22 protein-coding genes and 1 pseudogene are annotated in these 25,950 nt (G+C 60.5%); 10 read left to right on the top strand and 13 right to left on the bottom strand.

Going from position 1 to position 25,950, the window contains the following annotated elements:
* The first annotated feature begins 51 nt into the window (after window positions 1-51).
* From PSH91_RS15365 to PSH91_RS15345, 5 genes are all read left to right on the top strand, one after another.
* Window positions 52-1,080 carry a phosphoglycerate dehydrogenase gene (locus tag PSH91_RS15365; protein ID WP_288911415.1) on the top strand — a complete coding sequence of 343 codons (1,029 nt, stop codon included), beginning with the start codon at window positions 52-54 and terminating at the stop codon, window positions 1,078-1,080.
* Window positions 1,077-2,438, top strand: a complete 1,362-nt coding sequence (locus tag PSH91_RS15360) for an acyclic terpene utilization AtuA family protein (RefSeq protein ID WP_305466074.1) — start codon at window positions 1,077-1,079, stop codon at window positions 2,436-2,438. Before PSH91_RS15365 ends, PSH91_RS15360 begins: the two co-directional genes overlap by 4 nt.
* Before the next feature lies 1 nt (window position 2,439).
* Entirely contained in the window at window positions 2,440-2,754 is a 315-nt protein-coding gene (locus PSH91_RS15355) for a DUF4387 family protein (protein ID WP_188250756.1), read from the top strand.
* Between the two features lie 139 nt (window positions 2,755-2,893).
* Entirely contained in the window at window positions 2,894-3,838 is a 945-nt protein-coding gene (locus tag PSH91_RS15350) for an alpha/beta hydrolase fold domain-containing protein (protein WP_274090170.1), read from the top strand.
* Between the two features lie 156 nt (window positions 3,839-3,994).
* Entirely contained in the window at window positions 3,995-5,212 is a 1,218-nt protein-coding gene (locus tag PSH91_RS15345) for an alpha/beta fold hydrolase (RefSeq protein ID WP_240539563.1), read from the top strand.
* Window positions 5,213-5,293: 81 nt separating this feature from the next.
* Here PSH91_RS15345 and PSH91_RS15340 read toward each other — a convergent pair whose 3' ends face one another.
* Window positions 5,294-5,788, bottom strand: coding sequence for a DoxX family protein (locus PSH91_RS15340; RefSeq protein WP_047225600.1), 495 nt, complete (start codon window positions 5,786-5,788; stop codon window positions 5,294-5,296).
* A gap of 231 nt (window positions 5,789-6,019) precedes the next feature.
* Here PSH91_RS15340 and PSH91_RS15335 point away from each other — a divergent pair, with 231 nt between their 5' ends.
* Window positions 6,020-6,928: a LysR family transcriptional regulator gene (locus PSH91_RS15335; RefSeq protein WP_107322817.1), complete on the top strand. Its 909-nt coding sequence runs from the start codon at window positions 6,020-6,022 to the stop codon at window positions 6,926-6,928.
* Window positions 6,929-6,939: 11 nt separating this feature from the next.
* On the opposite strand, the gene PSH91_RS15330 is transcribed toward PSH91_RS15335, so the two are convergent.
* The 4 genes from PSH91_RS15330 to PSH91_RS15315 all read right to left on the bottom strand — a co-directional run bounded on the left by PSH91_RS15330 (window position 6,940) and on the right by PSH91_RS15315 (window position 12,035).
* Entirely contained in the window at window positions 6,940-9,075 is a 2,136-nt protein-coding gene (locus PSH91_RS15330; protein WP_305466070.1) for a xanthine dehydrogenase family protein molybdopterin-binding subunit, read from the bottom strand.
* 42 nt (window positions 9,076-9,117) lie between these two features.
* Window positions 9,118-9,573, bottom strand: coding sequence for a (2Fe-2S)-binding protein (locus PSH91_RS15325; protein WP_305466069.1), 456 nt, complete (start codon window positions 9,571-9,573; stop codon window positions 9,118-9,120).
* A 286-nt stretch (window positions 9,574-9,859) separates the two neighbouring features.
* The gene (locus PSH91_RS15320; protein ID WP_076384231.1) at window positions 9,860-10,774 is read right to left on the bottom strand and encodes a hydroxymethylglutaryl-CoA lyase; all 915 of its coding nucleotides are present in this window, start codon (window positions 10,772-10,774) and stop codon (window positions 9,860-9,862) included.
* 58 nt (window positions 10,775-10,832) lie between these two features.
* Window positions 10,833-12,035: a CaiB/BaiF CoA-transferase family protein gene (locus tag PSH91_RS15315; RefSeq protein ID WP_305466067.1), complete on the bottom strand. Its 1,203-nt coding sequence runs from the start codon at window positions 12,033-12,035 to the stop codon at window positions 10,833-10,835.
* A 182-nt stretch (window positions 12,036-12,217) separates the two neighbouring features.
* Here PSH91_RS15315 and PSH91_RS15310 point away from each other — a divergent pair, with 182 nt between their 5' ends.
* The 3 genes from PSH91_RS15310 (at window position 12,218) to PSH91_RS15300 (ending at window position 15,401) form a co-directional block, all read left to right on the top strand.
* Window positions 12,218-13,138, top strand: a complete 921-nt coding sequence (locus PSH91_RS15310; protein WP_047225606.1) for a LysR family transcriptional regulator — start codon at window positions 12,218-12,220, stop codon at window positions 13,136-13,138.
* A gap of 119 nt (window positions 13,139-13,257) precedes the next feature.
* Window positions 13,258-14,265: a TRAP transporter substrate-binding protein gene (locus tag PSH91_RS15305; RefSeq protein WP_047225607.1), complete on the top strand. Its 1,008-nt coding sequence runs from the start codon at window positions 13,258-13,260 to the stop codon at window positions 14,263-14,265.
* A gap of 194 nt (window positions 14,266-14,459) precedes the next feature.
* A complete protein-coding gene (locus PSH91_RS15300) occupies window positions 14,460-15,401 on the top strand; it encodes a LysR substrate-binding domain-containing protein (RefSeq protein ID WP_047225608.1) in 942 nt (313 codons plus the stop codon).
* A gap of 43 nt (window positions 15,402-15,444) precedes the next feature.
* Here PSH91_RS15300 and leuD read toward each other — a convergent pair whose 3' ends face one another.
* The 6 genes and pseudogenes from leuD to PSH91_RS15270 all read right to left on the bottom strand — a co-directional run bounded on the left by leuD (window position 15,445) and on the right by PSH91_RS15270 (window position 21,550).
* Window positions 15,445-16,053, bottom strand: a complete 609-nt coding sequence (leuD, locus tag PSH91_RS15295) for a 3-isopropylmalate dehydratase small subunit (RefSeq protein ID WP_047225609.1) — start codon at window positions 16,051-16,053, stop codon at window positions 15,445-15,447.
* Between the two features lies 1 nt (window position 16,054).
* Window positions 16,055-17,477, bottom strand: a pseudogene (leuC, locus tag PSH91_RS15290) (3-isopropylmalate dehydratase large subunit).
* A 229-nt stretch (window positions 17,478-17,706) separates the two neighbouring features.
* On the bottom strand, window positions 17,707-18,546 hold the full coding sequence (yghU, locus tag PSH91_RS15285; RefSeq protein ID WP_107322815.1) for a glutathione-dependent disulfide-bond oxidoreductase: 840 nt from the start codon (window positions 18,544-18,546) through the stop codon (window positions 17,707-17,709).
* 128 nt (window positions 18,547-18,674) lie between these two features.
* Window positions 18,675-19,409: an ABC transporter substrate-binding protein gene (locus PSH91_RS15280; protein WP_107322814.1), complete on the bottom strand. Its 735-nt coding sequence runs from the start codon at window positions 19,407-19,409 to the stop codon at window positions 18,675-18,677.
* Window positions 19,410-19,434: 25 nt separating this feature from the next.
* Complete coding sequence (locus PSH91_RS15275) at window positions 19,435-20,778, bottom strand: diguanylate cyclase (protein ID WP_160892140.1); 1,344 nt, start codon at window positions 20,776-20,778, stop codon at window positions 19,435-19,437.
* Between the two features lies 1 nt (window position 20,779).
* The gene (locus PSH91_RS15270; protein ID WP_047225614.1) at window positions 20,780-21,550 is read right to left on the bottom strand and encodes an ABC transporter substrate-binding protein; all 771 of its coding nucleotides are present in this window, start codon (window positions 21,548-21,550) and stop codon (window positions 20,780-20,782) included.
* A gap of 263 nt (window positions 21,551-21,813) precedes the next feature.
* Here PSH91_RS15270 and treA point away from each other — a divergent pair, with 263 nt between their 5' ends.
* Window positions 21,814-23,445, top strand: coding sequence for an alpha,alpha-trehalase TreA (gene treA, locus PSH91_RS15265; RefSeq protein ID WP_305466064.1), 1,632 nt, complete (start codon window positions 21,814-21,816; stop codon window positions 23,443-23,445).
* A gap of 68 nt (window positions 23,446-23,513) precedes the next feature.
* Here the strand turns inward: treA and PSH91_RS15260 are convergent, their stop codons facing one another.
* Window positions 23,514-24,920, bottom strand: a complete 1,407-nt coding sequence (locus tag PSH91_RS15260) for a GntP family permease (protein ID WP_047225615.1) — start codon at window positions 24,918-24,920, stop codon at window positions 23,514-23,516.
* A gap of 59 nt (window positions 24,921-24,979) precedes the next feature.
* Entirely contained in the window at window positions 24,980-25,936 is a 957-nt protein-coding gene (gene denD / locus PSH91_RS15255) for a D-erythronate dehydrogenase (RefSeq protein ID WP_305466063.1), read from the bottom strand.
* Window positions 25,937-25,950 lie beyond the last annotated feature (14 nt).

Below are 25,950 nucleotides of genomic sequence, written 5' to 3'. Positions count from 1 at the left end.
GGAGTGTGTTCATGGAATTCGGGTTATTCAAACTAAGTCGAGAGGTGGGCGATGCCTAAACTTCGTCATCGGGTTGTCGTCACTCAGCGTTTTTTTGATTCGGCGACCCTTGATTTTCTCAAGCATTGCGGTTGCGAAGTCATCATCGCAGAACTTGCGCCGGGAGTTGCCGACGGGAGTTTGAGTGAGCGGCAATTGATCGACCTCCTGGTTGACGCTGACGGGTGGATTTTAGGGCACGCCAATGTGACGGCCAGCCTGCTCGGTTCGCTCCCTCGGCTCAAGGTGATCTCCCGCCGTGGCGTGGGGTATGAGCGCATTGATACGGCGGCGGTGGAAGCGGCCGGAAAGGTCGCAACGATCGCCGTCGGTGGAAATGATGCAAGTGTCGCTGACCATACGATTGCACTGATGCTCGCGGTGTGTCGCAAGCTAAAACAATGTCAGGCGGGGCTGTCTGCCAACGACTGGAGCATTCCCTTGGGCGGTGACCTGTATCGCAAAACGGTCGGAATCGTTGGATTGGGCAGAATCGGCAAAGGCGTCTTGCTGCGCCTCGCCGGGTTCGAAGTCAAACCCCTGATTTATGCCCCTCGCCCAGACAGTTCACAAAAAGCCAACGGGGGGCAAAGCTGCTTTGTAGATCTGGAGACCCTGTTTCAGGAAAGTGACTTCATTACGCTTCATGCCCCCCTTAACCCGCAGACCCGGGGAATGATTGACAGCCGCGCTTTAAAGTCGATGAAAGCAGGCGCCGTGCTGATCAATACCGCCCGAGGTGGCCTGGTGCGCGACGCGGATCTGTTGAAAGCCCTGCAACAGCAAGACATCGCCGGGGCAGGACTCGATGTGTTCGAAAGCGAGTCCGACCCTTCACTGTCGGCAGTGACAGAGCAGCTCATCAAACTTCCCAATGTGGTCGTGACCCCCCATGCCGGCGCCTCTACGGTGGAAGGCTTGAATCGCACCAATTTAATTGCAGCCCAGTGTGTGGTGGCGGTCCTGGAAGGGCGGAGCCCGCCTGGGCACTGTGTCATCGCAGACGGCCGTCGACATACCGTTGCAAAGGAAAATACATGAACGTCAAGATCAAGGTGCTTACACCAACGGGTGCAATCGGCACCGGATTCCCGAGAGATGCGTTTGAGAAGGCGCTTCTGGAATGTCCCGATGTGATTGCAATGGATGCGGGGTCCACCGACTCGGGTCCGCACTATCTCGGTACGGGCACGACAAAGTCTTCTGCTTCGATATTGCGCGCAGAGCTTCGGGTCTTCATGCAGGCCCGGGAAAAGCTGGGGATCCCGCTCATCATTGGCAGCTGCGGAACCTGTGGTTCCGACGCGGGTGTCGATTTGATGCGCGGGCTCTGTGAGGAGGTCGCGGCAGAGCTGGGGCAGACCGTACGTATCGCGGGCATCTACAGCGAGCAGCCAGCAAGTGCTGTGAAAACAGCACTTTTGGAGAAGCGGATCAAACCGCTGCAGCTTGATTTTATTGATGATGCCTTGGTGGATCGCTGTTCTCGAATAGTCGCGCTCATGGGCGTGGAACCCTTCATTCATGCGCTCCAGGAAGGCGCGGACATCATCCTGGCCGGTCGCTCCACGGACACCGCCGTCATGGCGTCGCTCCCGATCATGCGAGGGGGACATCCAGGGGCCGCCTGGCACGCCGGGAAGATTCTAGAATGTGGCGCGTCCTGTACCACCACACCCGCCCAGGCCGTGGTCATGGCAACCATTGACGAAACGGGATTCACCATCGAGGCGATTGGTGAGGGGGCCCGGCTTACGCCACGATCGGTGATGGCGCACATGCTCTATGAGAACAGCAATCCCTACGTGCTCGTCGAGCCGGGTGGTGTGCTGGATGTCGAGGGGGCTGTGTACACCGCGATCGACGAGGTGCGGGTAGAAGGCTCGATCTGGAAACCCAGTGAAGACTACACCGTCAAGCTGGAAGGTGCGGCGCCTTGCGGGTTTCAATCGGTTGTCATGAGTATTGTCCGGGACACCGAGTACCTTGAGCGCTTCGATGAATGGCTCGCCTGTCTCGATTCGGTGATGCGCCAGCGAATAGAAAAACATCTGAACATCGGATCGGGCGACTACGACCTGCAGTTTCGCGCGATTGGCAAGAACGCGGCGTTGGGGGACTTTGAATCGCGATCCGCCACCCCAGTGGAAATAGGCGTCATGGCCCTGGCGACTTCCGCAACGGCCGAGCGCACGAAAGACATCGTCGCTTTGCTCAATCCTTACCTGTTGCACTTCCCGTTGCCAGGTGACAAAGACCTGCCCACCCATGCGTTTCCATTCTCTCCAGCCTCGATGGACCGGGGAGTGGTTTATGAGTTCGTGCTCAGCCATGTGATGGTCGTGGCGAATCCGTTGGCACCTTTTCGATTTGACATGAAAACCATTGAGGCGGCGTGAGATGAATACCATGGAAGCACTCGGCTACGAAATCCGCTCCAAGAACGCCGGCCCCTTCTCTTTGACCATTGATGTGTTTTGTCAGGACTCGGATGTTTTTTCCCGGCTGGCGGGCGAACCGAAACTGCAAGCGCCGGCCATTGCTCAGCTCTTTCGCCGGACCGTCGAGTCGATCAGCGTGTTTCGAATCGATGCATTGAATGTGATCAAGATCAGCCTGCCGCGCCCCGTAATACAGGGGGCTCTGCAGGATCGTGATATGCACGGTGCGCAATGGGCCTTCATGGTGAGGGACGCGCTCCTGGAATCCGATTAATCATCAGCGCCAATCAAGGCAGGTCCTAATGGCGCCATTGTTCAGCGTGGCGCCAGACAACCGATAATCAGAGGTGGCGATGTCCAGGCTCGGTGGGAAGTGCGAAAACCCGAAAGTGGGCGGTGAGGGGACAGACGGGGTGCTCGTCGATCCGAACGAGGTTCATCCAGACCTGGTCAGCGTCGCGGCGACGTTACGCGAGCTGGGTCTGCTTCCTGTCGTCGAAGGAGAGATTCAGAAGGTTCGCGCGCAGTTGCAACGAATCAGCGCATGGGCGTCGCGACCCAGCGTGCCTTTGTCCTGCGAGCGCATGTTGGAGTTTTCGGTCAATTGTCGGGTTGTTCCGTGCAAGCTGTATTGGCCGCAAGACGTAGAGACGCCCTTGCTGCTGTTCTATTGTCACGGCGGCGGGTTTCGACACGGAGCACTCGCCGATTGGGACGCTCCTCTGCGCCAGTTGGTGCGTGACAGCGGCTTGGCGGTGTTGTCCATCGGCTATGCCCTCTCGCCGGAGTACCGTTTTCCAGTGGCGTTTAACGAGGTGTTGTCGATAGTCAGCAGGGTCATCAACCTGGGGACAATCACTCATTGTCCGGTGCGGGGGTATGCTCTGGGTGGCGACTCGGCGGGCGCCAATCTGGCCCTGGGCGCCGCCCTTGCGCTGCGCGACGCTGGAATGGATACGTTGCGACAGCTGATGTTGTTCTACGGCTCCTATTCCCGAGGTGTTTCTTCCGATTCGTGGCAGAGACTCGGTGGGTATGGCGGGCAGAACTTGTCTGCCAAAACGATGAATGCTTACTGGGCGAGCTACCTGGCCGAGGATGAAGATGACTGGCGGGTGCAGCCGATCACCGCTGATCTGGCTGGACTCCCGCCTGTGCGCTTGATCGTCGGAAAACTTGATCCGTTGTACGACGAAAACTGTGAGCTGGCGGATAAGTTGCACGCTGCCGGTGTGGCGACGCACCTGGAAGTCCTTGCGAACATGACCCACGGGTTCCTGCGATTCAATGAAGTTGCACCTGTCGTACGGGATGTGATTTTCACCCAAGCCACTGCGTTGCGTCAGGCACTGGCGTAGTGCGCCGTCCGGCCAGTCATCCTGATCCTGAACACTGACTCTCGTGGCCTCCAGACCATTGTGCTGGGGCCTTCTTCATCATGAGGCGAACGCTAAATGCTGATTCTTCGAACCCTTGCTTCTTCACTTGTGACGCGGATCTGTCTTGGGAGCATCATGACCCTTGCGTTCAACGCAATGGCTGCCGGTGAACTTCCGGTCGGGCGTGCCGCAGGTGATATGGAGCTTTCTGCGTTTTATCGCTGGCAGGATCCAATGCCCACTGTTCCCGGTGTCTTGCTGAGGAGCGAAACGCTCAAACCGCAGGAGCGGGTGCCAGCCGCGGCGCAAACCATACGCATGCTCTACAGTTCCACGGACCAGCGTTGGCACTCAGGCCAGGTGCCTGTCAGCGGCACGCTGTTCCTGCCGAGCGGTCCTGCTCCGTCTGAAGGTTGGCCGCTCTTGGCCTGGGCCCACGGTACGCTGGGGATCGCCGACATATGCGCGCCCTCGTGGACCGGGTTCAGAGCGCGTGACGCTGCGTACATCAATCGTTGGCTGGAGCGCGGATTCGCCGTCGTGGCCACTGATTATCAAGGCCTGGGTGGGCCAGGGCCTCACCCTTATACGGTCTGGCAGGCCGAAGGCAGCTCTGTCCTGGATGCGGTCCGTGCCGCCCGCGCACTCAAGCCCGGTGTGATTGCCAACCGCACGTTCCTGGCGGGGCAGTCCCAGGGGGGCGGCGCCGCTCTGGGCGCGTCGATACTCGCCGCCAGCTATGCGCCTGAACTCAATATTCTCGGTGCGGTTATCACAGCGCCCAATAGCACATTCCCCGACGGGCCCATCGCGCTTGAGGCGCGCCATTCCAATACGATCTTCCTGTCGTTGGCCACTGGCGGGTTACGCGACAACGCGCCCCGAATAGACGACCTACTGACGCCTGAAGGGCTGCAGCTTCTCGACGTTGCCCGGCAAAGCTGTACGCGGGAAATTGCCCTCAAGTCGCGGGAGCTGAAAATCGGTTCGTTTTCGCAGTTGCTGACCATCAGTGCGCGAGCGTTGAGCGCACTGCGCACGCCCACGACCGATATGCCCCAGGCAACGATCGCTTTTCCATTGCTGATTGCCACCGGCCAGGCCGATGAGACCATCACCCCGGTACGACAGTACGCGGTGGCGGCGGCGCTGTGCGCGGCTGGAAACCAGGTCACCTGGCAAACCTATGAAGGATTGGGGCATGATGGGGTGATGCATGGCTCGTTGAATGAAGCGTTTGCTTTTGCACGCGCCCAACTCGAGGGGCAGGGCTATGATTCGAACTGCGCCACGATCCAGCGGCCTGGGGCGCCGGGTGAAAGGAATCCGAGCGCTCCATTCAACGATGATTGAACACGGGTGAATCCGTTGCTCATTTAACCGCCGTGCTTATCGACTGTCAGCCGATGCCGGTCGATAAGCGTCGCGCAGACGTCAGAATTCACGCCCCCATAGGCGGTCCAGTGAGTGACGACCGGCCCCCTTGAAGGCGATGTAAGTGAACAGAAAGCCCATCAACACCGGGTATTCGATGCCACGGTCTATCCAGGGCCAGTTCGGGCCAAGGATGTAAGCGATCGCCGCCATCTGTATGGCCATCGCCACCGCCAACGGCCGGGTGGCCAATCCTAGCGCCAGCAGCAACCCACCCAAACCTTCAAGCCAGGCGACGAACAGGCCCAATAGCGCGGGGAATGGCAGGTGCAGGACGTTTGCGATCAAGTGAATCGAACCCGCCATGGGATCCGCCATCGAGCCGTGTGAAGTTCCCAACAGCTTGGGCAAGCCATGGGTCACCATGATGATCCCCAGGCATAACCGGAGCATTGCATAGGCGAGAGGCTCGCCCCATTGATAAAAAATACCCAGGGCCGGGACGACCAGCTTCGAGGGCTGTTCAGCATTGGGAGCGTGAGATGTCGGTTTCATCTGAATGATGTCCTGGAGTCGTTTATCAAAAGGTTGACGAGGACAGTGTGGTGTCTTCCTGGCGATGGATAAATCGACGGGGCTGCCATGACCATTCACCTCCCATAAACAATCGGCCCACGCTGGACCTTGCACCGTCGTGAAAGTGATACTGATTGCTTCGATGGGGTGGATTAGTCAGGCATCGCGGGTAAGACTGTTCATCTCTCACCAATAAAAGGGCGTCACACGATGGATAAATTCGATGCCTTGCAACTGTTCATTCGCATCATCGAGCAAGGCAGTTTTACTCGTGCCGCCAACGGTCTGAATATCCCGCGGGCCACAGCTACGCTGGCCATCAAGGAGCTGGAGCGGCAGCTCGGTGCGCGTCTGCTCGAGCGTACAACCCGGCGGGTGCGGCCGACACTCGACGGTCAGGCCTTCTATGAGCGATGCAAGGCTGTGCTCGCAGATCTGGAGGACGCCGAGTCTTCACTCAGCACGGTCGTGGCGAATCCGCGCGGCACTTTGCGTCTGGATTTGCACGGGACCCATGCGACTCGGATCATCCTGCCGAACATCCAGGATTTTCATCGGCGCTATCCCCAAATCAACCTGGTCATCAGCTGCGGCGACCGGCTGGTGGATCTGGTGAGCGAAGGCGTCGATTGCGTGGTCCGTGCCGGTAACCCGCGTGATTCGTCGCTGGTGGCCAAGCGGCTGGCGTTGATGCCTGAAGTGGTCTGTGCCAGCCCCGGCTATCTGGCCGAACACGGCACGCCTATGTTTCCACAGCAGCTTGCTGAACATCAGGCCGTGGGCTTCTTTGCCAGCAATCATGACATACGTTACCCGTTCACCTTTGTCATTGACGGCCAAGTGGTCGAGCTGGAGCCGGGGGGCTGGATTTCAGTGAATGACGCCGAGTCTTACTGTTGCTGTGCGTTGAACGGCTGTGGACTGATCCAGGTGCCGCGCTTTCGCGTGGAGCAATACCTGGCGTCAGGGGAGTTGGTCGAGGTCCTCGGTGGCTGGCCCAGTCCCGGACTCCCGATTTCGGTGTTGTATCCCTATCACCGCCAGCTCTCTCCACGACTCAAGGTGTTTGTCGAGTGGGTGAGCGCCCTGTATGCCGAACGCTTTGGCCCGCTGACCTGAAGGCCTTCGCTTCATGTACTGCTCGATGGACGCAACGGCAGTTCGCGCAAGCGTTGACCCGTCAGGGCGAAGACCGCGTTGGCCACGGCCGCAGCGATGGGGGGCGTCGCGGGTTCGCCCACACCGCCAGGGCTCTCGGTGCTGGGCAGTACATGCGCCTCGATCTGCGGCATTTCGTTGATGCGCAGCACCCGGTAATCGTGAAAGTTGGACTGTTGGATACGACCCTCCTTGATGCTCATCTGCCCGAACAGCGCTGCGCTGAGGCCGAAGACAATAGCGCTTTCCATCTGTGCCTTGATGTTGTCAGGGTTGACCGGGATGCCGCAGTCGATCGCGCACACCACGCGATGAACGCGGATATTCCCACCTTCGATGGAAACCTCCACCGCTTGAGCACAGTAGCTGCCAAATGATTGATGCACGGCGAGGCCGTGGCCGCGTCCCGGTGCTGGCGTGCGCCCCCAACCGAAGCGTTCGGCGGCAAGGTTCAACACGCCCAGGTGCCGTGGGTCCGATTCAAGCAGCAGGCGGCGATACGCCAGTGGGTCCTGTCCGGCGGCGTGTGCCAGTTCATCCACCGCGCTCTCCATGACGAACGCGTTGTGGCTGTGCCCAACGGAGCGCCAATACCACACCGGAATGTTTGACCGAGGGGCGTGCGCTTGGACCCGATAGGCCGGGCTGCGCATGATGTAGGGCGAGTCGCTCATGCCTTCGACAGACGTCGGGTGAATGCCCGACGCATCCGGAAATATCGATTGCCCCGCCGTGGTTTGCGACCAGGCCACCGGTCGCCCGTCCGCCCCCAAGGCAACGCGCAGGTGTTGGGCGAAGGCTGCCCGGTAGTAACCACCCTGCATATCATCCTCGCGACTCCAGAGGGTTTTCACCGGCACATTCACAGCCTTGGCGACTTCCACCGCTTCGGCGATGAAATCCTGCAGGGCACGCCTGCCAAAACCGCCGCCCAGGAAGGTGGTGTGAATACGGATTTGCTCAGGGGCAAGACCGGTGATCTTTGCCGCGGTTCGTTGATTGAACGTTTGCATCTGGCTGCCGACCCAGATGTCGCAGCCATCGTCGCTGAGCTTCACGGTGCAGTTGAGTGGCTCCATTGTGGCGTGCGCGAGGTAGGGCACGCTGTACGCCATCTCGACTACCTTGCGGGCAGACTTCAGGGCTTGCTCCACCTCGCCGCGTTGCGTGACGACTTCACCTGGTGTGTGGGTCAGGGCGGTTAAATCCTGGCGTTGCTGGTCGCTGTCGAGGATGACGGTGCCGCTTGCAGCTTCCCATTGCACTTGCAGCGCATCGCGCCCGCGCTTGGCCGCCCAGTAGTGATCAGCGACGACTGCAATGCCGCTGGGGACTTGAACCACATGGCGTACGCCGGGCAGGGCCTTGGCCTGGGTCGCATCGAAGGCGCGGACGCTGCCGCCAAGCATCGGCGCCCGTGCAACCACGGCGCAGAGCAATCCTTCGAACTGGACGTCGATGCCATACTTCGCGCGACCGCTGATCTTTTCTGGCGAGTCCAGCCGCAAGGCGCCCTTGCCGATCAGCGTCCAGGCTGCCGGATCTTTCAGGGGCAGCGTCGCTGGATCTGGAACCGGGAGCGTGGCGGCCTGTTCGGCCAGTTCGCCATAGCGCAGACGGGTGTTGCCGGCGATGACCTCTCCATGTTCTGTGCGCAATGCGCTGGGGGCCTGGCCAAGACGAATGGCCGCTGCCTGGATCAACAGCGCCCGCGCCATTGCGCCCGCCCGGCGATAACGCTCGAACTCATCACGAATGCTGGAAGAGCCGACCGTGCCCTGAAACCCACGCCGCAGACTGGCATAGACGGCGGCAGCCGGCGCATGCTCGACCTTGAGTGTGCTCCAGTCCGCGTCCAGTTCTTCGGCGATGAGCAGGGTCAGGGTGGTCCAGACCCCCTGACCCATCTCGGAATGAGCCAGGAAAATGGTGATGCTGTCATCCGCTGCTATGCGCAGAAATGCATTGGGCGCGAATTCGGCGGACTCCAGGTCTTGCGCCATCAGGCGTCTGCCAGCGGGCACCGTGAAACCGACAATCAGGCCAGTGCCGAGCACGGCACCAGACTTAAGAAAACTGCGACGAGAAGAGACAATCATGGCATTCATTGCAGAGCACTCCCTGGCTGAAAGGTGGCTGAGAGAATGGGGTCAGGCTTTGCTCAGTTCGGCGGCCCGGTGGATTGCCAAACGAATGCGCTGGTACGTACCGCAACGACATAGATTGCCGGCCATGGCCTGATCGATGTCGGCGTCGGTGGGGGCAGGGTTGCTGGCCAGCAATGCAGCGGCGGCCATGATCTGACCGGACTGGCAATAGCCGCACTGGACCACATCCAGTTCGGTCCAGGCACGCTGAACCGGATGGCTGATATCGGCTGACAGCCCCTCGATAGTGGTGATTTTTTTACCGGCCAGGGCGCCGACCGGTGTGATGCAACTGCGCTGGGGCGAGCCGTCGATATGCACGGTGCAGGCGCCACATAGGCCCATACCGCAACCGAACTTGGTGCCGGTCATGCTCATGAGGTCTCGAATGACCCACAACAGCGGCATATCGACGGGCGCATCCACTTCCAGTTCGCGTTCATTGACCTGTAGCTTCATCGTTGACTCCCAGTCTGCGAAGAGAAGATCCGTGGCGACATCGAAGACACCGATGGCGACGGATACCGTCGCGCTCAAACCGGATCGATGATCGGTAATCACTCACCGGGTTTGTCGCCAAGATGGATCGAGAGGGAGCTTACAAGGCAGCTGCTCCGGCTATAAAGCCAGCAGATTTGAATGGTCTGTGCAGGGCGCAATAACAATATCGGCCGATTCTGGAGGGGGCGGTGAGGCGCTCGACTATCGGCGCGGTAGCCTCGGCCCGAGGCTACCGGCTTGGTATCTATTGAGCTTTTGCATAGCGTCGGTCGGACTTGCCGGCCTTGAGAATTGCCCCTGGCACCGGGTGACCGACCAGCGTTGGCAGGGTGGCCGCCGCCGCCAGCAGTTTGTCCAGGTCGACACCGGTGTCCAGGCCCATGCGCTGGAACATGTGCACCAGATCCTCGCTGCAAATATTACCGCTGGCGCCAGGTGCATAGGGGCAGCCGCCCAGCCCTCCGAGCGAGGCATCGAAACGATCAATACCGGCGTCCAGTGCCGCCAGGGCATTGGCCAGTCCCATGCCTCGGGTGTTGTGAAAGTGTAGGGTAAACGGGGTCTGCGGCCAGCGCGCCAGGGCTTCACGGCAGATGCGCGCGACCTGCGCCGGATCGGCCATGCCAGTGGTGTCACACAAGGTCACGCCCTGCACGCCAATGTCCAGCAAGCGTTGGATCAGCCCGTGGACCCGCGCTTCGGCGACCTGACCCTCGAACGGGCAGCCGAAGGCGGTCGACAACGAGGCATTGATGAACACGCCGCTACCCTGGCTGACGGCAATGATCTGGCGGAACTGCTCGAGCGATTGTTCGGCAGTCATGCGCAGGTTGGCCACGCCGTGGCTGTCGCTGGCCGACATCACCAGGTTGATCTCGTCAACCTCGCAGGCCAATGCCCGCTCACAGCCCTTCACATTGGGCACCAGCACGCTGTATTCCACCCCTGGCACGCGACGGATGCCGCGCATCACCGCTTCGGCATCGCGCAGGCTGGGGATCGCCTTGGGCGAGGTGAAGGAGGTGACTTCGATCTTCGCCAGACCGGTTTGTGCCAGGCGATCGATCAGGGCGATCTTGTCTTCGCTGGGGATGAACTGGGCTTCGCTCTGGAAGCCGTCGCGGGTGACGACTTCCTGGATGTACAGGCGTTTGCTCATGGGGCGGTTCTCCGGGTAACGGTGAGGAGCGCAAGCTGTTTTGCAGGCGCGTCCTTGTTCAGATGATGCCGCGCTCGCGCAGGCCGCGGACCTGTTCGCCGCTCAGGCCCAGACCGGCCAGCAGGTCGTCGGTGTGCTCGCCCAATTGCGGGCCGCCGGCGCCGAGACGCCCTGGGGTGCGGCTGAGTTTGGGCAGCACACCCGGCACTTTCAGCGCGCCGGCGCTGGTTTGGACGGTCTCGATCATCTGGCGCGCGAGGTAGTGCGGGTCCTTGACGATATCGGCGGCGGTGTAGGGGAAACCGGCCGGCACCAACGCCTGATTCAGTGCCTCCAGAACCTGGTCCCGGTCGCGTTGCTGGGTCCACTCGGCGATGGCCGCATCGATGCGCTCGGCGTGTTCGCCGCGTCCGTCGTTATGCGCCAGGCGCGGGTCCTCGGCCAGATCCGGGCGGCCGATCAGGTGCATCAATCGTTTGTAGATACTGTCGCCATTGCCGGCAATCAGTACGAAATGCCCGTCGTTGCAGGGGTAGGAGTTGGACGGCGTGATACCCGGCAGAGCGCTGCCGGCGGGCTCGCGAATGTATCCGCAGGCGTCGTACTCCGGCACCAGGCTTTCCATCATCGCAAACACCGATTCGTACAGCGCCACGTCAATGAACTGGCCCATGCCGCTGTTCTGGCGCTCCTGCAAAGCGAGAAGCACGCCGATGACCCCATACAGGGAAGACAACGAATCGCCCAGGCTGATGCCGACCCGTACCGGTGCCTGACCCGGATAACCGGTGAGGTGACGCAGGCCGCCCATGGCCTCGCCGATGACACCGAAGCCGGGACGGTCGCGATAGGGACCGGTCTGCCCGTAGCCGGAGATGCGCAGCATGATCAGGCGCGGGTTGATCTTCGACAGCGTGTCCCAGCCCAGTCCCCAACTTTCCAGGGTGCCGGGGCGAAAGTTCTCGACCAGTACATCGGCTTCGGCCACCAGCCGGCGAACAATCTCCTGACCTTCCGCTGCTTTCAGGTTGAGGGTCAACGACTGCTTGTTGCGTGACTGCACATGCCACCAGAGCGAGGTGCCGTCCTTGAGCTTGCGCCACTTGCGCAGCGGGTCGCCAACACCCGGCGGCTCGATCTTGATCACCTGGGCACCAAACTCACCGAGCATCTTGCTGGCGAACGGGCCGGCGATCAGTTGGCCCATCTCCAGGACCTTCAGGCCCTGCAGCGCCATGCTGCTTGCGTGTTGTTCTGTCATGTCTGCACCTTTGGGTCGTGCGCTGTTCTTTGTCAGGCAGGATGGCTCAGGCCCATGGACTGAACAATTGATCAATGACCAAGCCAGGCTTCGTATCCTGCGAAGTACCACCTGTGAGAACCTTGAAACTGTTCTTCATCGTGCTGCACGTCGTGATACACGACTGACAGGAGGCCGCGCCTATGCGTCGTATCGATTTCGTCACCCTCAAGCTGTTTGTCGCCATCGCCGATGAGCGCAGCCTGACCAAGGCCGCCGAGCGCGAGCACCTGGCCCTGGCGGCGGTGAGCAAACGGGTCAGCGACCTGGAAAACCAGCTGGGAATCGCCTTGCTCTACCGCCAGCCCAAGGGCGTCGAACTGACGCCGGCCGGGCATGCGCTGCTGCATCACGCGCGCAATATGATGGACAACCTTGCGCAGATGAATGCCGACCTCAGCGAGTTCAGCGAGGGGGTCAAGGGGCATGTGCGCATTCACGCCAACACCTCGGCGGTGATCGAATTCTTGCCCGAGGACCTCAGTGCTTTTACCCGGTTGCACCCGCAGGTCAAAATCGATCTGGAAGAGCGGGTCAGCAGCGAAGCCATCCGTGCGGTGCGCGAAGGGCTTACCGATATCGGCATCTTCGCCGGCCATGTGCCCGCCGACGAGCTGCAGGTATTCAACTACCGCCACGATCGGTTGGTGCTGGTCACTCCACGCGCGCATCCGCTGGCCGAGCGCAGCCGCATCAGCCTGCACGAAGCGGTCAGCTACGACTTCATCGGGTTGCAGCAGGACGCCTCGTTGCACGGCCTGCTGCAACAGGCAGCGCGTCACTTGGGCACGCCATTGCGCCTGCGTATCCAGGTGCGCAGCTTCGAAGCCATTTGCCGGATGATCCACACCGGCATGGGGATCGGCATCCTGCCGGAGCTTGCCGTGCGGACCTATCTGCCGGCGCTTGATGTGCAGGTCATTGCGCTGGACGATCCCTGGGCGCGTCGCGAGTTGAAGATTGCCGTGCGCAGCCTGGAAGCGCTGTCGATGACGGCACGCCAGATGCTCGAACACCTGATGAGCAGCGAACAACGGGAGGCTTCCATGGTCGAGCCTTCGTGAAAGCCGAAGGCAGCATTGTTCAAATATGAATTTCAGTGGCGTAGGGGCGGGGGGTAGAGTCCAAACGGACTGAGGGGGATACGTCCCCAACGCTCGAACAAAAACAATAGGAGCTCACCATGAAGTATCCATCCGTGCGTCGTGGCCTGACCGGGGTGCTTGCCAGCTTTGCCCTGGTCGGTGCGTTGTCTGTCCAGGCCGCCGAGCCGATTCTGATCAAGTTCTCCCACATCACCGCCGACAGCACGCCCAAGGGGCAGGGCGCCCTGATGTTCAAGAAGTTGGTGGAGGAGCGCCTGCCGGGTAAAGTCGAAGTGCAGGTCTACTCCAATTCGTCGTTGTACGGCGATGGCAAGGAGATGGAAGCGTTGCTGCTGGGTGAGGTGCAGATGTTGGCGCCGGCACCCTCGAAACTGGAGCAGTACACCAAGCAATTGCAGTTGTTCGACTTGATGTTCCTGTTCGACGACGTGGCGGCAGCGCAGCGCTTTCAACAGTCGGACAAAGGCAAGGCGCTGCTCAGGTCAATGGAAGGCAAGGGCATCACCGGGCTGGCCTATTGGCTCAACGGTATGCGCCAGTTGACCGCGAACAAGCCGCTGGTCAAGCCAAGTGATGCCCGCGGGCAGAAGTTCCGCGTGCAGCCCTCTGACCTGCAGGCCGCGCAATACAGCGCATTGCGCGCAGTGCCGCGCAAGATGGCGTTCGCCGAGATCTACCAGGGCCTGCAGACGGGGGTGGTGAATGCTCAGGACAACCCCTGGTCGAACATCTATTCCCAGAAATACTATGAAGTGCAGAAGTACATGACCGAGTCCAACCATGCCATCGGCAACTACCTGCTGATCGCCAACACCAAATTCTGGAATGGTTTGCCGGCAGATGTACGCGATGAGCTGGAGCAGATCATCGATGAGGTCACTGTCGAAGTGAACAAGCAGGCCGAGGTGCTCAATCAGAAGGCCAAGCAGGGCATCATCGATTCGGGCAAGAGCGAGATCATCAGCCTGACCCCACAGCAACGTGATGCCTGGCGCAACGCCGTGCGTCCTGCCTGGAAAGCCTTCGAAACGCAGATCGGTACCGAACTGATCGAAGCGGCCCAGGCGGCCAACCAATCCAACTGAAGTTCCCCAGCCACGGTCGCCCGTTCGGGGTGGCCGAAGGCGTCTCTCGAAGTTTGCCTTGCTGCTGGTTCTGATCGTGATCACTGACATCCCGGCCATCTCCCTGGGGCTGCCGAACGGGTTGGGCATAAGCTGACGGGGGGCGGATCAGTAGATGCTATTCTTCGCAAAAAAGTGGAGCAGGCCGGGCAGTCATGACACCAGAAAACACATTTCGTGTTCAAACGCCTCTGCCGGAGGACCTTCGGGTCTTCCTGACCGTCATTCGCAAATCCAGCTTTGCCGGTGCCGCGGATGAGCTTGGGCTCTCGCCGGCCTTCGTGAGCAAACGGATTCGCGTGCTCGAGCAGACATTGCGCACGCGGCTTTTGCATCGCACCACTCGACGCATTGCGCTGACTGAAGCGGGAGAAAAAACCCAGCGCTGGGCGATTCGCTTTCTCGACGACATGGATGATTTCGTTGGCGAGCTCACCGAGATTCGCCAAGCCCCTCGTGGCCTGCTGCACATTTGCAGCAGCTTCGGTTTTGGGCGCAATCATGTTGCCCCTGCGATTGCAGAGTTGTCATCGATCTACCCGGAACTGGAGGTGCGGCTGGATGTGTTCGACCGCGTGGTAGACATCGTTGCCGAAGGCTTTGATCTGGAGATCCGCGTGGGTGACGACTTGCCGGGCCATCACATCAGCCGCAAGCTGCTCAGTAACCACCGAGTGCTCTGTGCCACACCGGATTACCTGGAGCGGCGAGGGGTCCCGATCACTCTCAAGGATCTTGCTCATCATGATTGTCTGGTCCTGAAGGAGCGGAACAATCCATTCGGTGTGTGGCATTTGAATCAGGCCAACCGCGATGAGGTTGTACGGGTCAGCAGCAGATTGTCATCCAACAGCGGAGAAATCGTACTGCAATGGGCCTTGGCTGGGCGCGGGGTGCTTCTGCGGTCGTTGTGGGATGTTCAGCCACTGTTGGATCAAGGCAAGCTGGTCCGCGTGCTGCCCGATTACACCCAAAGCGCGAACGTCTGGGCGGTGTATCCGACCAGGCTGGCGGATTCGGCCAAACTTCGCGTGTGCGTGGAGTTTCTGGAGAGCTATTTGAAAAGGCTGCGGCTACCGGAGACGGCCCGCGCCTGACGGCGGTTCTGGCCGGCTACGCAGGCCCTTGTTCGCTCGAGGCTCAGGCAAGCCAGGGGTTCAAACGATGGTGCAGTGCCTCGAAGTCGCGGATTCGTGACGTGTGCTCAAGCGTTGTACCAATCGCATCGAGACCTTCCAGCAGCGCTTTTTTACGCAAGGGGTCCATCTCGAACCCAATCATCTTTCCGGTTTTAAGGTGAATCTGCTGGGCATGCAGATCGATCGTGATCTGCGAGTTTTCAGGTGACCCAACGAGATGGCTGATCTCCTGCTGTTCTGGCTCCTTCAATTGAATGAGAAGAACACCATTGCGCTGGCAGTTGTCGTAGAAAATACCAGCGAAACTCGTGCCGATCAGTGCGCGTATACCCAGTTGCTTCAGCCCCCAGACCGCGTGCTCGCGGCTGGAACCACAACCGAAATTAGGTCCGGTGATCAGGAAACTGGCGTGATCCCAAGGGGCCTGATTGAGAATGAACGCCGGATTGGGGACGCCATCGGCCAGGAAACGCAAGTCAAAGAAGACCCCGCGGTCCAGCCCATTGCGATCGATGCCCTTGAGGAACTGCTTGGGCATGATGACGTCGGTGTCCACATTCGCGGCGGGCAGCGGTGCGGCGATACCGCGAACGATGGTGAATGGCTGCATTTCAGCTCTCCATGGACAGTTGACGAACGTCGGTGAGGTGGCCGCAAATCGCTGCGGCGGCGACCATCGCCGGGCTCATGAGGTGAGTTCTTGCTCCGGCGCCCTGACGGCCCTCGAAATTTCGGTTGGTACTGGAGGCACAGCGATCACCCGGCGACAGCACATCATCATTCATCGCCAGGCACATCGAGCAGCCGGACTGGCGCCATTCGAAGCCGGCATCCTTGAAGATCTGCGCCAGCCCCTCCGCTTGCGCCTGATCACGTACCCGTGTGGAGCCCGGTACGATCATCGCGCGCACGCTCGCCGCTACTTTGCGACCCCGAACGATGCGCGCGACATCGCGCAGATCCTCGATGCGTGCGTTGGTACAGGAGCCGATAAAGGCGTGACTGATCGGCACCCCGGCCAGTCGGGTTCCCGGCTCAAGGCCCATGTAGCGCAGTGCACGCTGCAGGGTCCTGCCTGCGGATCAGGTCGCTCTCCAGGCGCGGATCCGGTACGCACTCACCAATCGGCGCGGCCTGGTCAGGGCTGGTTCCCCAAGTCACCATCGGCTCCAACGCGCTGGCATCGAGTTCGACTTCCTTGTCGAAATGCGCTCCAGGGTCGGAATAAAGCGTTTTCCATTTCTCGACAGCCTGCTCCCATAGCGCCCCTTTCGGGGCTCGCGGTTTGTCTTTGAGGTAGGCGTACACCTTTTCGTCCGGCGCCATGAAAGCCCCACGGGCACCGGCCTCTACGGCCATGTTGCAGATGGTCATGCGCGCTTCGACGCTGAGGGACTCAATGGTGGGGCCGGAGAATTCGATGGCGTAGCCCGTCGCACCGGACGCACCGATGTCGCGGATCAAGGCCATGATGATGTCTTTGGAGGTGACGCCTGCGCCCATCCGCCCGTGCACATTCACGCGCAGGGTCTTCAGACGTTTATAGACCAACGTCTGTGTGGCGAGCAGGTGTTCAATTTCCGAGGTGCCGATACCAAAACCAAAGGCGCCCAGCGCGCCATAGGTCGTTGTGTGGCTATCACCTGCGGCCACGACCATCCCGGGAAGAATGAAGCCTTGCTCAGGGGCAACCACGTGCTCAATGCCTTGTCGCTTGTCCAGGACATCGAACAACTCGATTCCGAAGTCTCGACAGTTCCGCTCGAAGTAAGAAACCTGAAGCGCGCCACCCGCATCCGGCATGGCCGCGACGCGATCAGGCGCGGTCGGGTTGACGTGATCGACCACGCACAACGTCGATGACGGGCGCCATACCGTTCTGTTCGCCTCTCTCAAGCCGCTGAAGGCCTGGGGGCTGGTGTATTCGTTGGCGACCTGGCGGTCGATGTAGAGCAACACATGGCCATGGTCGTCCAGCGTACAGACGGTGTGGGCATCTATATGCTTCTGGTAGAGCGTTCTGGGGCCTTTCATGACGGTTCTCGCGAGTGATCGGAAGGCGCGCCGGGAGGGCCTCACGATGCGCCGCGCTCAATGAGCAGTCATGCCAGCATAGGGAATGCGATTGCAGGTTCAATGGCTGAAAAGTCAATCATCGATTCACGATTCGTGTTTAATCCGCGCAGCGGTCAGCGATTCGGATAGCGCCCGGCCCACAGCGGTTGCTATCCGGTGCTGACAGGAAAAGACCGGCCCGGCCCCTTCAATCCAGATCCTCAGCCCGATGCCGCTCCGGCACTTGGCTCGCTTCATCACCCCACGTGCGGTTCACTCGTTGCCCCCGGATCACTGCCGGTCGATTGGCGATCTCCTCGGCCCAGCGTTGCACATGGGTATATTCGTGGGCAGCCAGGAACTCGGCAGCCGAGTACACGTTGTCGCGCACCAATTGACCATACCAGGGCCAGACCGCGATATCGGCGATGGTGTAGCTGTCTGCGGCCAGGTATTGGCTTTCGCCAAGACGGCGATTCAGGACGTCGAGCTGGCGTTTGGCTTCCATGGTGAAACGATTGATGGGGTACTCAAGTTTATCGGGCGCGTAAGCATAGAAATGCCCGAAGCCTCCGCCCAGATAGGGGGCTGCGCCCATTTGCCAGAACAGCCAGTTCAAGGTTTCGGTGCGCCCGGCCGGATCGGTGGGCAGGAAGGCGCCGAACTTTTCCGCCAGGTACAGCAGGATCGAACCGGACTCGAAAACCCGGATCGCCGGCTCCACGCTGCGATCGAGCAACGCCGGGATCTTGGAGTTCGGGTTGATCTGGACAAAGCCACTGGAGAACTGGTCGCCTTCGTTGATGCGAATCAGCCAGGCGTCATATTCGGCGCCGGTGTGCCCCAGCGCCAACAGCTCTTCCAGCAGGATGGTCACCTTCACGCCATTGGGCGTGGCCAGTGAATAGAGCTGCAGCGGATGTTCGCCCACTGGCAATACTTTTTCATGGGTCGGCCCGGCGGTAGGGCGGTTGATGTTGGCGAACTGGCCGCCAGACGGGGCGTTGTATTTCCAGACTCTGGGCGGTACATAGGGCGCTTTGCTCATGGGAGGGCCTCATTGCCGACTTGCAGTGACCGCGTGAACCGCGGAAAAAAGCTCTGGCCCAAGCCTGCCATAGGAGGGTCAGCGTCAGCAAATCACCCCGCCTGCACGTACTGCATTAGGCTTACCCGCTAACGCTCTTCAGTCATGATCCGATCCACTTCGCCTGAAGCCTTGAGCTTCGCGAAAGCTTGTTGAGCCCGGGTGACGATTTCGTCTGGGGTGCTCAGGCTAAACGCCATGTGAACTCGGTGGGGTTGTTCATCCAGGGAAAAGACCTCCTCCAGAGTGGTGAAATCCACTTGGGCATCTTTGCTCATCAGGCGCGCAGTGTTCTCGGGCATCGGCAGCAACTGAATCTGCTGATTCAACAGTTTCTGAAAGTTATCGTGGTTGTCCGCCGATACCACCAGCCGGGTAAAGCCTTTCTGCTGCAGGTAAACCTGCTTGGCGTCATTGCGCACCACGCCTATGGTGTACTGCTTGGCGTCTTCAAGGTTGTCAACGGCGATGCCGTCACGTCCACGCAGCTTGTAAAGCTTGGTCGTCGCCCGATGGATTTCACCCACCCACTTGAACATCTGCTCACGGGCCGGGGTGCGATCGAGCGGGAAGATCATCACATTGGGTTCATGCAGCGCTTTTTCGTAAGCGCGTGCCCATGGGTACAGCAACATGCGGTAATCGCTGATCCCTGCGCCTCTCAAGGTTTCGTCGGCTATTCGAGTGCCCGGGCCGACGAGCGCGCCTTCACGCAGGTAGGCGTATAACGAGTCTTCGGTCACGACTTCGATCGCCTCGGCGTGACTTTTCACGCTGATCAGGGCCAGGAGCAAGCAGGAGCAGAGCTTCAGACGATAGTGCATACAGACCTCGCAGCACACGGTGGTTTTATAAAGCGACGCAATTGCGCCCCTGGCGTTTGGCCCGGTACAACGCCTGGTCGGCGCGTTGCAGCAGTTGATCGAAGTGGTCCATGGTTTTGGTGTCCAGCTCGGCGACACCGATGCTCAGGGTGACAAAGGGCGAAACCGCTGAGCCGCCATGGGGCAGTGCAAGTTCAGCCAGGCTTTCACGAAACCGCTGGGCTGCCTCGCATGCCTGACTGGCGTTGATATTGGGCAATACCACGACAAACTCCTCACCCCCCAGGCGAGCAGTCAGTTCGCCGGAGCGGCCGAAGACACTGCGCAGGGTCCCGGCGATCTGTTTCAAGCACTCGTCCCCCTTGATATGGCCGTAGGTGTCGTTGTAGATCTTGAAGAAATCCACATCGCACATCAGCACGGCCAGCGGGGTGTTGTGGCGGATCGCACGGCGGAATTCGACATCCTTCAGTTCATCGAAGTAACGACGGTTGGCCAAGCCCGTCAAGGCATCGTGACGCGACAGCGCTTCGAGGGCCTGGTTGGCGGCCTTGAGTTCCGAAGTGCGCGCCTCGACCAGTTCGGCCAACTGGTCGCGGCTGGCTGCAAGGGCCAATTCGTCCGAGTGCTGGCGCTCCAGATGGGCGTGGAGGTTGTCTTGCAGTGCATTGACTTTGGATTCGAGCAGGCTCAACTCGTCCTGGCGCCGGACCGAACGTTGCAGCTTGAGGTGGAAGTTGAGTGTTTGTGGTGAGAGTTTCCCCAGATGCCGGGCGATATGGACAACGTGCACGGTCACCAGGCGGTTGAACATGGTCATGACCAGGCCGGCCAGCAGCAACGACTGGATCACCTGCGTGATGACGATGCTGCGGGCTTCGTCCCAGAGGCGTTCCCAAAGCAGGTTGTTATCGCCCTCGATGGTCAGTTCACCGACCTTTTCGTTGGCGCCGATGTAGGGCTGCGCGACGAGCTGGCGATGCAGCACCGGCGCCACGCTGGATGCATTGCTGGCATATCGATTGAACTCGATGATTTCTGGCGCCTGTCCGGGTCGCAGGATATTGAGTGCCACGCGTCCCACCGGCGCCGCATTCGCAACGCTGGTGATCTGCTTGTCCAACGACTCACGGTCCATTTCCCAAATGGCATGGGCCAAGGTGTTCTGGAACACCTGGTCGATCAGGACCAGCTCGGAATTCATCTGCGCCAGATTGTTTTCCCAGGCCTGCCAGGTACGCAGCGTGACCATCGCCAAGGTAAAGCACAGGCAGAACACCAGCGTGGCCAAAACCAGACGCCGTCCCAGTGAGCTGAATGTCCTGGTTTTTGGCGGATGGATGGGGACAGTCCGAAAATCGTCGGCCATGTCATAGCCACTTGCGCATGATGGCGTCGTAAACGCCATTACGGCGGATGGTCTCCAGGCCTGAGCGGAATTTCTCGACCGTCGCGGCCGGCGTCTTGCGACTGAACGCCATGCTCAAGCCGTCCTGACTGCTCAATTCGGGAAGCGGCAGCGAGCGGATCAACACTTTATCCGGGTCTTCGCCATTCTGGCGGGTCAGGTACAGCGCGTTGAGCTCGTTGGAAATCCATAGCTCCACGTGATCGACCTTGAGCTTGCGGTAGTTGTGTTCGTACTTGTTGCTCGACTGCAGGTCTTTACCAATGCGGAACCCCTTCGACACCAGGTATTGCTCACCCACGTCCTGATTGACGGTGGCAATCTGGTGACCGTGCGCATCGTCCAGCGAGTTGAGTTTTACCGGGCGCTCAGCCAGCGAATACATGTACCACTGGGTTGGGGCGATGGCCCCGACCCACTGGAAAAGTGATTCACGCGCAGGCGTTCGAACGATTGAATAGATCAACACGTTACTTTCATTGAGCGCCAGTTCGTAGGCCCGCGCCCAAGGCATGGGCTGGATGGACGCCTCTACGCCGACCTCCTTGAGCACCGCCTGGACCACCTCGGTGCTCATACCGGTCACTCGCCCGTTCTGCGTCATGTTATAAGGCGGCAGTTCTTCCGTAACGATGCGCAGCGCAGTCTCTGCGGCGGCGTTTGGCACGGCTGTGCTTGCAGCCAGGAACACCAGGACGCAGCTCATCAGCAGACGGTTAAACGGCAAAATCATCGAGAGTTACCCTATGCAACCAGCAGTGCCGGCGCGGCCTGGGGGCCGTTGACTTAATGTGTTATCGGCTGGGCCTATACGCGCTTGAGTGTCATCCGTCGAAACCGGGGGGGCATTGAACCTGGGGCGGTCGGGCCAGACCCTGTGAAAAACTTGAGTGTGGCCTCTCTTGTTCCAGCTGTCGATTCGGCGACATTTAATGAACCCGGGTTTGTTCGGCCGTGTCAGTCGTTTGTCAGGAACGACAAATGATGGAGCCGCTGATGCGACCACTGTATTTCACCAGCCTGTCCTTCGCAGCGTTGCTGTGCGCGGCTTGCTCAAGCCAACCGCCCGCGACCTGGGGCTACATGGATGCCAAGGAACGGGCCAATCTGCCGCCCGACCAGGCATATCCCGAGTTGTTCGAAGCCGTGCAGAACAACCAACTGTTCACCGACCAGAAGCATTTCGTCGACGCACTGCCCACCCGCGACCCCTCGAAAATCCGTGCCGAATACCTGGCTCGTCGCGACAACAGCGACTTCGATCTCGAAACCTTCGTGAAGGACAACTTCATCGAGTCCGGCGCAGCGCAAAGCCCGGCACCGAAACCGGGCGCGCCCATACAAGAGCACATCGACAGCCTTTGGCCCGTGTTAAGCCGTACCTATCGCCAAGTGCCGCCCTACAGCAGCCTGTTGCCCTTGCCACAACCCTATGTCGTTCCAGGCGGACGCTTTCGCGAGATGTACTACTGGGACTCCTACTTCACCATGCTCGGGCTTGAACAAAGCGGTGATCAGGCCCAGGTGCGCCAGATGACCGATAACTTTGCCTATATGATCGACACGTACGGGCACATTCCCAATGGCAATCGCACCTACTACCTGAGCCGCTCACAACCGCCATTCTTCGCTTACATGGTGCAGTTGCAGGCGCACATCGAAGGTGACCAGGCGTTTGGGCGTTACCTTCCACAACTGCAGAAGGAATACGCCTATTGGATGCAGGGCGCCGAGGGGCTCAAACCGGGTGCCGCCGCGCAACACGTGGTCAAGCTCGTCGATGGCAGCGTGCTCAATCGCTATTGGGATGCCCGTTCGACGCCGCGACAGGAGTCCTGGCTGCAAGATGTCAAAACCGCTGAACAGGCCTCGAACAGATCCAGGCAAGAGGTCTGGCGTGATCTGCGTGCCGGGGCGGAGAGCGGTTGGGACTTCAGTTCGCGCTGGCTCGGCGACGGCCAGAACCTGGCAACCATACGCACCACATCCATTGTGCCCGTGGACCTGAACAGCCTGCTCTATCACCTGGAGCGCACCATCGCCAAGGCGTGTGAAACCGTGCAAAACACGCCATGCGTCCAGGCCTATGGTCAGCGCGCGGACCGGCGGCAGCGTGCCATTGAGCAACATTTGTGGAATGCCGATGCAGGGTTTTACGTGGACTACGACTGGCAGCAGCGCCGTCAACGCCCGCAACTGACAGCCGCCACGCTGTTTCCTCTTTACACCGGCCTTGCCTCCGCGGACCACGCCAATCGCACGGCCGAGGCAGTTCGTGATGGTCTGCTGCGCCCTGGCGGCATTGCCACCACGCAGGTCAGCAATGGCCAGCAGTGGGACGAACCCAACGGTTGGGCACCGCTGCAGTGGGTGGCGGTTGAGGGGCTGGATCGCTATGGGCACACCGCGCTGGCGCAGCAGATTGGCACTCGCTTCCTGCAACAGGTACACAATCTTTACCGCAAGGAAGACAAGCTGGTAGAGAAGTACGACGTATCCGGGCGGGGAGATGGCGGGGGAGGTGGCGAATATGAGTTGCAGGACGGTTTCGGCTGGACGAATGGCGTGACGCTGAAACTGTTGAGCAAATATGGCGCACGTTCCTCCGCAACGACTGTGGGTGAATGAGCTGGCGCTAAGAGCAAGGGGAAAACCTGGGCAGGACTTATCAGTTCCTGCCCAGGTGCCCGGCACTGTTATCCGAGAATGGCGTTGAAGAGCAACAGGGTGAGCAGGGAGGTGAACCAGCCGATCGTGGTCGGAATCGACCAGGTCAGCATCTGATGCTTGGCGTTGGTGACCCCGAGCATGCGGTTGACTACCCAGAAATAGCTGTCGTTGAAGTAGCCAAAGACCATCGAGCCAATGGCCGCCGCCTGGGCGGCGAAGACCATGTTAACGTCGGGAATCGAGGCCAGGATCGGCGCCGAAATCGAGGCGCCGGTGATCATTGCCACGGTGCCGCTGCCCTGGATCAGGCGCACCAGGGACGCGATCACGAAGGGGATCAACACCGCCGGCAGCGGCAAGGTGGCGACCCATTCGCCCATGTACTGACCCGCACCGCTGTCGCGCAACACGGCACCCAATGCACCACCGGCACCGGTGACCAGCAGGATGATGCCGGCGCTTTCCACGCCTTTTTCCATGTGCGCGATGACTTCCTCACGCGGGCGCCGCGGCACCAGGCCATACAGTGCCGCCACCACCCCGAGGCCGACTGCGATGACCGGGTTGCCGACGAAAGCGATGGTCTGACCGAACAGGCTCTGGGTCAGGGTGCTGTCACCGTTGAGTTTGCTGAGGGCGACGACCAGGGTGTTGGCGAAGATCAGCAGGATGGGCAGCACGATCGGCAGCATCGACAGCCACAGCGGCGGCAGTTCGGCCTCGCGGGCATCGGCGCGTTCGAGCACTTCACGATAGGCGGTGGCGGGTTCGACCGGTGTCTGGCCGCTTTGGGCGATCATCGCCTCGATGCGTGGGCCCATGAAGCGGGCGTAGGCCACCAGCACGAAGGTGCCGGGAATGGTGAATACCACGCCCCAGAAAATCATCAACCCCACGTCGATATTGAAAATCCCGGCAATCCCCAGTGGCCCTGGCGTCGGTGGAACCGCATGGTGGGTCAGCATCAGGCCGCTGGCCAGGGCAATACCCAGGGTCAGCATCGATTTGCCGCTGTTGCGCGCCAGTGCCCGGACCAACGGGTTGAGGATGACGAACGCCGAGTCGCAGAAGATCGGCACCGAGACGATGTAGCCGGTCACCATCATCGCCCACTCTTCGCGTTTGTTGCCCAGCCAGCGCACGAAGGTATAGGCCATCCGCTCGGCGGCGCCGGAGACTTCCAGCAGGCGGCCCATCATCACACCGAAACCGATGACCAGGCCGATGGTCGACAGCGTGGCACCGAAGCCGGTGGTGATGGATTTGACCAGCGCGTCGGGCGCCATGCCGCCACCCAGGCCGGCGATCGAGGCGGCGATGATCAGCGCCAGCAGGGCGTGGATGCGAGTCTTGAGAACCAGCACGATGAGTATGACGATGGCCAGGACCAGGCTCACCATCAGCTGTGGGCCGGCGATAGAAGTTGCGTCCATTGGGTAATCACTCTTGTTGTTATTGGATGGAACGACGGCACCGCACGGCGCCGCCTGGGTCAGTGATTCATGCTGAGCTGGTGCGCCCTTACCACGCTGTCGAAGTCGGCATCACCGCGAAAGCCCAATTGCAGCGGCCTCTGGATGTCGAAGTTGCCGGGCCAGCTGCAGACGATGCGCTGGATCCGCTCGTCCGGCTCAAAGCTGACCCGCGCGCGCGCCGCCTCGCCACCGACACGGGCGAGACTGTCGAGCATTTCGCTGACTCGCACGCTGATGCCGGGCAGGTTGAGGGTCCGCCGCAGGCCAAGCGCCTGGCCGTCCAGGCGCGCGGCATGGACCAGATTGTCGACCACGGTCTGCGGCGAAGACAGCCACATGCGGGTATCCAGTGGTACCGGACAGTTGCTCATCTCGCCGGCCAGGGGTTCGCGCAGGATGCCGCTGGCAAATGACGAGGCCGCTGCGTTGGGTTTGCCGGGGCGAACGGAAATGGTTGGCAGGCGACACACCCGGCCATCGATGAAGCCCTTGCGCGAGTAGTCATTGATCAGCAGTTCGGCCATGGCCTTCTGCGCGCCATAAGACGATTGCGGCAGCGGTGCGAGTTCTTCGGGTACCTGCTCGGGCATCGGCCCACCAAATACCGCCAGTGAACTGGCGAACACGAAACGCGGCGCCTGGGCCTGTTGGCGGCAGGCTTCGAGCAGGGCGCGGGTCGCATCGAAATTGACCCGCATGCCAAGGTCGAAGTCGGCTTCGGCCTGGCCACTGACAATCGCGGCCAAGTGATAGACCAGGCAGGTCTCTGGGCCGATCAGCGATTTGATAAAGGCCGGGTCGCAGATGTCGCCTGTGTGCGACACCACCCGAGGGTCATTGATGGGGCAGGGCGCCAAGTCGACCGAGACGAGGCTGGCACCGGGGGGCAGCAAGTCACTCGCAGTGGGCGCCAGCAGCGCTTCGATCAGGCGGGCGCCGAGAAAGCCAGCGCCGCCAGTTACCAGGATCTTCATGTATTGCACTCCGC

Source organism: Pseudomonas sp. FP1154, assembly GCF_030687245.1.
Classification (GTDB): domain Bacteria; phylum Pseudomonadota; class Gammaproteobacteria; order Pseudomonadales; family Pseudomonadaceae; genus Aquipseudomonas; species Aquipseudomonas rhizophila.
This window is presented reverse-complemented; position numbering and strand designations above follow the sequence as displayed.

Coding starts and splice junctions, on each gene's coding strand:
- PSH91_RS15365 (WP_288911415.1), top strand. CDS start 52: ATGCCTAAACTTCGTCATCGGGTTGTCGTCACTCAGCGTTTTTTTGAT.
- PSH91_RS15360 (WP_305466074.1), top strand. CDS start 1,077: ATGAACGTCAAGATCAAGGTGCTTACACCAACGGGTGCAATCGGCACC.
- PSH91_RS15355 (WP_188250756.1), top strand. CDS start 2,440: ATGAATACCATGGAAGCACTCGGCTACGAAATCCGCTCCAAGAACGCC.
- PSH91_RS15345 (WP_240539563.1), top strand. CDS start 3,995: ATGACCCTTGCGTTCAACGCAATGGCTGCCGGTGAACTTCCGGTCGGG.
- PSH91_RS15340 (WP_047225600.1), bottom strand. CDS start 5,788: ATGAAACCGACATCTCACGCTCCCAATGCTGAACAGCCCTCGAAGCTG.
- PSH91_RS15335 (WP_107322817.1), top strand. CDS start 6,020: ATGGATAAATTCGATGCCTTGCAACTGTTCATTCGCATCATCGAGCAA.
- PSH91_RS15330 (WP_305466070.1), bottom strand. CDS start 9,075: ATGAATGCCATGATTGTCTCTTCTCGTCGCAGTTTTCTTAAGTCTGGT.
- PSH91_RS15325 (WP_305466069.1), bottom strand. CDS start 9,573: ATGAAGCTACAGGTCAATGAACGCGAACTGGAAGTGGATGCGCCCGTC.
- PSH91_RS15320 (WP_076384231.1), bottom strand. CDS start 10,774: ATGAGCAAACGCCTGTACATCCAGGAAGTCGTCACCCGCGACGGCTTC.
- PSH91_RS15315 (WP_305466067.1), bottom strand. CDS start 12,035: ATGACAGAACAACACGCAAGCAGCATGGCGCTGCAGGGCCTGAAGGTC.
- PSH91_RS15310 (WP_047225606.1), top strand. CDS start 12,218: ATGCGTCGTATCGATTTCGTCACCCTCAAGCTGTTTGTCGCCATCGCC.
- PSH91_RS15305 (WP_047225607.1), top strand. CDS start 13,258: ATGAAGTATCCATCCGTGCGTCGTGGCCTGACCGGGGTGCTTGCCAGC.
- PSH91_RS15300 (WP_047225608.1), top strand. CDS start 14,460: ATGACACCAGAAAACACATTTCGTGTTCAAACGCCTCTGCCGGAGGAC.
- leuD (WP_047225609.1), bottom strand. CDS start 16,053: ATGCAGCCATTCACCATCGTTCGCGGTATCGCCGCACCGCTGCCCGCC.
- yghU (WP_107322815.1), bottom strand. CDS start 18,546: ATGAGCAAAGCGCCCTATGTACCGCCCAGAGTCTGGAAATACAACGCC.
- PSH91_RS15280 (WP_107322814.1), bottom strand. CDS start 19,409: ATGCACTATCGTCTGAAGCTCTGCTCCTGCTTGCTCCTGGCCCTGATC.
- PSH91_RS15275 (WP_160892140.1), bottom strand. CDS start 20,778: ATGGCCGACGATTTTCGGACTGTCCCCATCCATCCGCCAAAAACCAGG.
- PSH91_RS15270 (WP_047225614.1), bottom strand. CDS start 21,550: ATGATTTTGCCGTTTAACCGTCTGCTGATGAGCTGCGTCCTGGTGTTC.
- treA (WP_305466064.1), top strand. CDS start 21,814: ATGCGACCACTGTATTTCACCAGCCTGTCCTTCGCAGCGTTGCTGTGC.
- PSH91_RS15260 (WP_047225615.1), bottom strand. CDS start 24,920: ATGGACGCAACTTCTATCGCCGGCCCACAGCTGATGGTGAGCCTGGTC.
- denD (WP_305466063.1), bottom strand. CDS start 25,936: ATGAAGATCCTGGTAACTGGCGGCGCTGGCTTTCTCGGCGCCCGCCTG.